We start from the raw sequence: 6,319 nt of genomic DNA on the forward strand, positions 1-6,319 counted from the left end.
ATCAATTGACAAGCAGGGTGGGCTTTCCTAGGGTTCGCACCATTGTTTTTTCTGGATACAACCATGACCTCCGACGACCGTATCAAACTCGAACCCAGCTGGAAACACGCCCTGCGTGACGAGTTCGACCAGCCGTACATGGCCCAGTTGCGGGAATTCCTGCGCCAGGAGCACGCGGCCGGCAAGGAAATCTACCCGCCGGGCCCGATGATCTTCAACGCGCTCAACTCGACGCCGTTGGACAAGGTCAAGGTGGTGATCCTCGGCCAGGACCCGTATCACGGCCCGGGCCAGGCCCACGGCTTGTGCTTCTCGGTACAGCCGGGCGTGCCGGCGCCGCCGTCGCTGGTCAATATCTATAAAGAACTCAAGCGCGACCTGAACATCGACATCCCCAACCACGGCTACCTGCAAAGCTGGGCTGACCAGGGCGTGCTGATGATCAACACCACCATGACCGTGGAGCGTGCGAATGCCAACGCCCATGCGGGCAAGGGCTGGCAGTTCTTTACCGATCGGATTATTGAAGTGGTGAGCGAGCATCAGCCGCACCTGGTGTTCTTGCTCTGGGGCGCCCATGCGCAGGGCAAGCAGAAGTTGATCGACGCCACCAAGCACCTGGTGCTGACGTCGGTGCATCCGTCGCCGCTGTCGGCGTATCGAGGGTTTATTGGCTGCGGGCATTTCAGTCGCGCCAACAAGTTTCTTGAGCAGAATGGCGAGACGCCGATTGAGTGGCGATTGCCGCCGGTTTGACGTAGATCCAATGTAGGAGCTGTCGAGCTTTAGCGAGGCTGCGAAGGCGGCGGCACAGTCAGCATCAATGCTGCCTGACCCACCGCTATCGCAGCCTCGCTGGGGCTCGACAGCTCCCACAATTGAACGTCGCGAGGCGTTAGATTTTGTCTGGCTGTCGGTTCCAGTGCCGAAACAACGGCTCCGCCAGAAACAACACAAACAACAAGCGCATCACCTGCATCGCCGTTACCAACGGCACCGACAGTTGCAGGGTTTCTGCCGTCAGGCTCATCTCGGCAATCCCCCCGGGCATCATGCCCAGTGTCAGTGAACGCAGATCCAGATGCGTCAGCGCGCTCAAACCTACCGCCGCCAGTGTCGCGATCAACATGGTCAACACTGTACCGATCAAGGTACGCCCCATGAACAATGGCGCGCGCCGGAAGAACTGCCGGTTGAAGTGGCAACCCAGGCCGCTGCCAATCAGCCACTGGCCGATCTGGCTGCCACCGTCTGGCAGGCCGATGTGCAAGTCCCAGGTGATACTGACGATGGCGCTGACCAGTAGCGGCCCGAACAGCCAAGGATTCGGCTGACGCAAGCGCTGCCAACCCCAGGCTACCAACGCGCCGACGGGGAACAGCACCGCCAGCCATGCCCAATCGACGGTCGCCGGATGAAACTGCGGAGCACCTTCCCCCAGCAAATACTTGAACGCCGCCGGTACACACAGCACCACCACCAACACCCGCAAACTCTGGCCTGCGGCAACGCGGCTGAGTACCGCGCCATTGCGTGCACCGAGGTTGACCATCTCCCCCGACCCGCCCGGCATGCTCGAGAAAAACGCCGTGGCGCGGTCTTCACCGCTACGGCGCATCAACCACACGCCCACAATGCTGGAGAGGCTGGTGACCAGTGCGCCGAAAAAGATCAGGCCGAAGTGGCTCATCACCTGTTCCATCACCACCGGGGTGAAGTGCAGGCCGATACCGATGCCCACCACCCATTGGCCGCATTTGCGGCCGCCGGGAATTTCCGCCAGCTGCCAGGGTGTGAGGCAGCGCACGAGGATGATCGCCAACAACGAGCCGACCATGTACGGCAGTGGCCAGCCGATCTGGCTGGCGAGGTACCCGCCCAGCAGACCGACCAGCGGTGTTGCCCACCAGTTTTTAAACGTGGCCTCAGACATCGGCCACGGCACGGCGCTGCAGGGAACGCTTGCGCCAGATGCGCACCAGCGGGAACAACAGCATCAAGGCCGTCAGCACCCATACGCCAAAGGTGATCGGGCTCGACCAGAGGATCTGCAGTTCACCGTTGGAGATCGACAGCGCACGACGCAGGTTCTGTTCCATCAACCCACCGAGAATAAAGCCCAGCAGTACCGGCGACAGCGGGAAATCCAGCTTGCGCAGGATGTAGCCGAAGATGCCGATGCCGACCATCAGGAACAGGTCGAAGGTGGTGGCGTGAACCGCATACACACCGATCGCGGTGATGATGGCGATCACCGGCACCAGCGCCCAGTTCGGCACGGCAAGGATGCGGGTGAAGATACGGATCATCGGGATGTTGAGGATCACCAGCATGATATTGGCGATAAACAACGAGGCGATCAGGCCCCAGACGATGTCGGGCTGCTGTTGGAACAGCAGCGGGCCGGGGGTGATGTTGTACAGCGACAGCGCGCCGATCATCACGGCGGTGGTACCCGAGCCGGGTACACCGAGGGTCAGCATCGGCACCAGGGCGCCGCAGGCGGAAGCACCGATCGCAGTTTCCGGCGCCGCCAGGCCGCGCATGTCGCCCTGGCCGAATTTACCGCTGGCTCCGGCCAGACGCTTTTCGGTCATGTAGGCCACGGCGGAGGCGAGTGTTGCACCCGCGCCCGGCAGCACGCCCATGATGAAACCCAACAGCCCGCAGCGAATATTTACGACGAATACTGCGGAAGCTTCCTTCAGGTTAAACATCATCCGTCCGGTAGCTTTCACCGCTTCCTGGCCACGGTGGGTTTTTTCCAGCAGCAACAGGATTTCGCTGATGGAGAACAGGCCCAGCACCAGCACCACGAATTGGATGCCGTCGGTCAGGTGGATGTTATCGCCGGTGAAGCGGTACACACCGCTGTTGGCATCGATACCCACCGCTGACAGAAACAGGCCGATCAACGCCGCGACAAAGGTCTTCAGCGGTTTGTCACCGGCCATGCCGCCCAGGCAGACGATGGCAAACACCATCAGTACGAAATATTCCGCCGGGCCGAAGGCAATCGCCCATTTGGCCAGCAGTGGGGCGAACAGCACCATGCCGCAGGTGGCGATAAACGCACCGATGAACGAACTCCATGCCGACAGCGACAATGCCACGCCCGCCAGGCCTTTGCGGGCCATTGGGTAGCCATCGAGGGTGGTCATCACGGTGGAGGCTTCACCAGGGATGTTCAACAGGATCGAGCTGATACGCCCGCCGTATTCGCAGCCCAGGTACACGGCGGCCAACAGGATCAATGCCGACTCAGGCGGCAGCCCGAGGGCGAACGCGATGGGGATCAACAGCGCTACGCCGTTGATCGGCCCAAGGCCCGGCAACAGGCCGACGACGGTGCCGATCAAAGTCCCGCACAGCGCGGTGATCAGGTTGTAAGGGGTCAGTGCAACGCCGAAGCCCTGGCCCAAATAGCTGAACGTATCCATATCAGTTCTCCAGAACTTCAAGCAGGCCGAGCGGCAGCGGTACATCCATGGCTTTGTCGAACAGCAGGTAAAGACCGATGCTCATCAAGGTCACGATTACCACGCTGGGCATCCATCGGCCGCCATACAGGCGGGCCATCGGAATGCCGATCAGCATGCTGCTGAGGATGAAACCCAGGGGTTCGAAGGTGCCGGCGAAAATGATCAACAGCGTCACGCAGGCAGCGATCTTGACCAGTGTCTCGCGGTCCAGCGCGGGCTCTTCTTCAGTGTGCTTGGTGGGTTGTGGGCGAAACAGCATGTAGAGCAAACCCAGGCCCATCAGCCCGAGCATCAGCAGCGGGTAGGCCCGAGGTCCTACCGGCTCATAGGAAAACGAAGCCTGATACGGCCAGGCCATCAGTGCGAGGCCGGCGCAGACCAACAACATCACTGAGGCGAAAATGCGTTGTAAGAGCATGGGAAACTCCTGGGCCACGCCCCCGATGCGCAAGGGCGTGGCCGCGCGAACAAGGGGCGATTACTGGATCAGGCCGAACTCTTTGGCCAGCACTTTGTAGTCAGCCACCTGTTTCTTCACATAGGTGTCCAGTTCCGGGCCGGTCATGGCGAACGGGAACAGCTCGCGCTGGTCACGCAGCTTGGCGAACTCTTCGGAAGCCAGCAGTTTGTCGAAGGCGTCTTTCCACCAGGCGTAGTCTTCGTCGCTGACTTTTGGCCCGAGGTAGAAGCCGCGTACTACCGGCCAGACGATGTCGTAGCCTTGTTCCTTGGCGGTCGGAATGTTCTTCATTTCCGGCTCATCCAGGCGCTCGTCGGAGAACACCGCCAGCAGGCGCATGTCGCCGCTGAGGATGTGCGGCATGGAGTCGGAGATGTCGGTGCTGCCCACCTGGATGTGGCCGCCGAGCAGGGCGGTGGCGATTTCGCCGCCGCCTTCCAGTGCCACGTAGCGCAGGTCACGCGGATTGATCCCGGCGGCCTTGGCGATCAATGCGGTTTGCATCCAGTCCTGGCTGCCGACGGTGCCGCCGGAACCGATGACCACGCTGCCCGGATCTTTCTTCAGGGCCTTGACCAGATCGTCGAGGTTTTTGTAGGGCGAATCGTTTTTCACCGCGATGGCACCGTAGCTGGTACCGACGGCCGCGAGCCAGCGCACGGCGCTTTCATCGAAGCGGCCAAACTTGCCTTGGGCCAGGTTCAGCAGCGAGCCGCTGGACCACGCCACCAGCGTGCCGGCGTCTGCCGGACGCTGCGCCACGACGGCGTTGTAGGCCACCGCACCCACGCCGCCGGGCATGTAGGTCACGCGCATCGGCTTGCTCAGCAGCTTCTCGTTGACCAACGCGCTCTGCGCCAGTTTGCAGGTCAGGTCAAAACCACCGCCCGGGGACGCCGGGGCGATGCATTCCGGGCGCTTGGGCTCGGCGGCCAGCAATTGGCTGGCGAACAGCATGCAGCTGGCCGTCAGGGCAAATTTACGCAGTGAAAGGGTCATGTTCATCTCCATCATTGTTGTTATGAGGTTGCTGTTACCAGAGTGCGACGCTGTAGCTCACCAGCAGGCGCACTTCATCCGCATCACGGGCCGAATAGTTGGAACGGTAAGTGGCATTACGCAGGCGCACGGCCACGTCCTTGAAGGTGCCGCTTTGCACCACGTACTTGATCTCGCTGTTGCGTTCCCACTCCTTGCCGGTCTCGCCGTTCTTGAGCTTGATGTTGTCACCCGACAGGTAACGGCTCATGAAACTCAGGCCGGGAATCCCCAGCTTGGCGAAGTCGTAGTCGTAGCGTGCCTGCCAGGAGCGTTCTTCGGCGCCGGCAAAGTCGTTGATCTGCACGAAGTTGACAAGGTAAGGATCGCTACCGTCCACGTAGGGAAAGGCGCTATCGCCGGACATGTGCTGATAGCCGGCGCTGAGCTTATGGCCATTGAGGGCATAGCTGAACAGGCCGTTGAGGGAGGTGTTGTCGATCTTGCCGCCGCGGGCTGCACCGGTGTCATCACTGATGGCCAGGCGCAGGTCGGCGCCAAAAGTGCCGGGGCCCATTGGGCGCGAGGCGACCAGGCCGAGGAAATGCTGGCGGTACACGTCGTCGAGTTGGGCAAAGTGGTAGCTGCCGGTGATCTTGTCGGCGAACTTGTAGTCCACGCCGCCGAAATCGAAATGCTTGCCGGTGGCGCCGCTGAGGAAGCGGCTGTTCTTGTTATTGAGGCCAATGTCTTCGTAGTTAGTGTCGTCGCGGTCCTTGGCCTTGTTCAGGCGGCCGCCGGTAAACACCAGGTTCTTGAACTCTTTGGAACTCAACAGGCCGCCTTCAAACGTCTGAGGCAGGATGCGCCCGTCGTTGGGCTTGAGGATCGGCAACTCGGGGATCAGTGCGCCTATCTTCAGCTCGGTGGCGGAGATCTTCACTTTGCCGGTCAGGCCGAGTTTGGAATATTCGTTGGCGGCGCGGCCATCATCGTGGGTGGGCAGCAGGCCGGTGCCGGTGCGGTCGGGACTGGAGTCGAGCTTGACCCCGAGCATGCCCAGGGCATCCACACCAAAGCCGACGGTGCCGTCGGTGTAGCCCGACTGCAGGTTGAGCATGAAGCCCTGGGCCCACTCGTCGCGCTTGGATTGTTGTGCGCTGGTGCCATCGCGAAAGTCGCGATTGAAGTACATGTTGCGGGTTTCGAGGGTGGCGGTGCTGTCCTCGAAAAAGGCGGCTTGGCCTACGGGCGAAAAGCCGGCAAAGGCGGCAGCACTGGCAAGGGCGGTCTGGGTGAAACGAGAAGAACGAGCGGGCGGCTGAGTGCGCAGCATCGTGGGTGTACTCCGTTTTATTGTTCTTATTTTGGCGAAAACGCTTCGAGGCGTTTTTCGGGC

At 61.2% G+C, this 6,319-nt stretch carries 6 protein-coding genes; 1 reads left to right on the plus strand and 5 read right to left on the minus strand.

From position 1 onward, the window contains the following. Nucleotides 1–63 precede the first annotated feature (63 nt). Nucleotides 64–756: a uracil-DNA glycosylase gene (gene ung / locus JFU58_RS16840; protein ID WP_017479266.1), complete on the plus strand. Its 693-nt coding sequence runs from the start codon at nucleotides 64–66 to the stop codon at nucleotides 754–756. A gap of 139 nt (nucleotides 757–895) precedes the next feature. On the opposite strand, the gene JFU58_RS16845 is transcribed toward ung, so the two are convergent. The 5 genes from JFU58_RS16845 to JFU58_RS16865 are packed head-to-tail and all read right to left on the minus strand — an operon-like array spanning nucleotide 896 to nucleotide 6,256. Continuing rightward, nucleotides 896–1,933 carry an AbrB family transcriptional regulator gene (locus tag JFU58_RS16845; protein WP_177027161.1) on the minus strand — a complete coding sequence of 346 codons (1,038 nt, stop codon included), beginning with the start codon at nucleotides 1,931–1,933 and terminating at the stop codon, nucleotides 896–898. Further along, nucleotides 1,926–3,440: a tripartite tricarboxylate transporter permease gene (locus tag JFU58_RS16850; protein ID WP_063032650.1), complete on the minus strand. Its 1,515-nt coding sequence runs from the start codon at nucleotides 3,438–3,440 to the stop codon at nucleotides 1,926–1,928. The genes JFU58_RS16845 and JFU58_RS16850 overlap by 8 nt, the downstream gene beginning before the upstream one ends. A 1-nt stretch (nucleotide 3,441) precedes the next feature. Further along, nucleotides 3,442–3,900: a tripartite tricarboxylate transporter TctB family protein gene (locus JFU58_RS16855; protein ID WP_093200767.1), complete on the minus strand. Its 459-nt coding sequence runs from the start codon at nucleotides 3,898–3,900 to the stop codon at nucleotides 3,442–3,444. A gap of 60 nt (nucleotides 3,901–3,960) precedes the next feature. Then, nucleotides 3,961–4,947, minus strand: a complete 987-nt coding sequence (locus JFU58_RS16860) for a Bug family tripartite tricarboxylate transporter substrate binding protein (RefSeq protein WP_166742143.1) — start codon at nucleotides 4,945–4,947, stop codon at nucleotides 3,961–3,963. A gap of 28 nt (nucleotides 4,948–4,975) precedes the next feature. Then, nucleotides 4,976–6,256 carry an OprD family porin gene (locus tag JFU58_RS16865; RefSeq protein ID WP_177070735.1) on the minus strand — a complete coding sequence of 427 codons (1,281 nt, stop codon included), beginning with the start codon at nucleotides 6,254–6,256 and terminating at the stop codon, nucleotides 4,976–4,978. Nucleotides 6,257–6,319 lie beyond the last annotated feature (63 nt).

The organism is Pseudomonas sp. TH34 (assembly GCF_016650865.1).
In the GTDB taxonomy this organism is placed as follows: Bacteria; Pseudomonadota; Gammaproteobacteria; order Pseudomonadales; family Pseudomonadaceae; genus Aquipseudomonas; species Aquipseudomonas yamanorum.

Bases quoted from the DNA above. Each gene is read 5' to 3' on its own strand.
- JFU58_RS16860 (WP_166742143.1), bottom strand. From the start codon at position 4,947: ATGAACATGACCCTTTCACTGCGTAAATTTGCCCTGACGGCCAGCTGC.
- JFU58_RS16845 (WP_177027161.1), bottom strand. From the start codon at position 1,933: ATGTCTGAGGCCACGTTTAAAAACTGGTGGGCAACACCGCTGGTCGGT.
- JFU58_RS16850 (WP_063032650.1), bottom strand. From the start codon at position 3,440: ATGGATACGTTCAGCTATTTGGGCCAGGGCTTCGGCGTTGCACTGACC.
- ung (WP_017479266.1), top strand. From the start codon at position 64: ATGACCTCCGACGACCGTATCAAACTCGAACCCAGCTGGAAACACGCC.
- JFU58_RS16855 (WP_093200767.1), bottom strand. From the start codon at position 3,900: ATGCTCTTACAACGCATTTTCGCCTCAGTGATGTTGTTGGTCTGCGCC.
- JFU58_RS16865 (WP_177070735.1), bottom strand. From the start codon at position 6,256: ATGCTGCGCACTCAGCCGCCCGCTCGTTCTTCTCGTTTCACCCAGACC.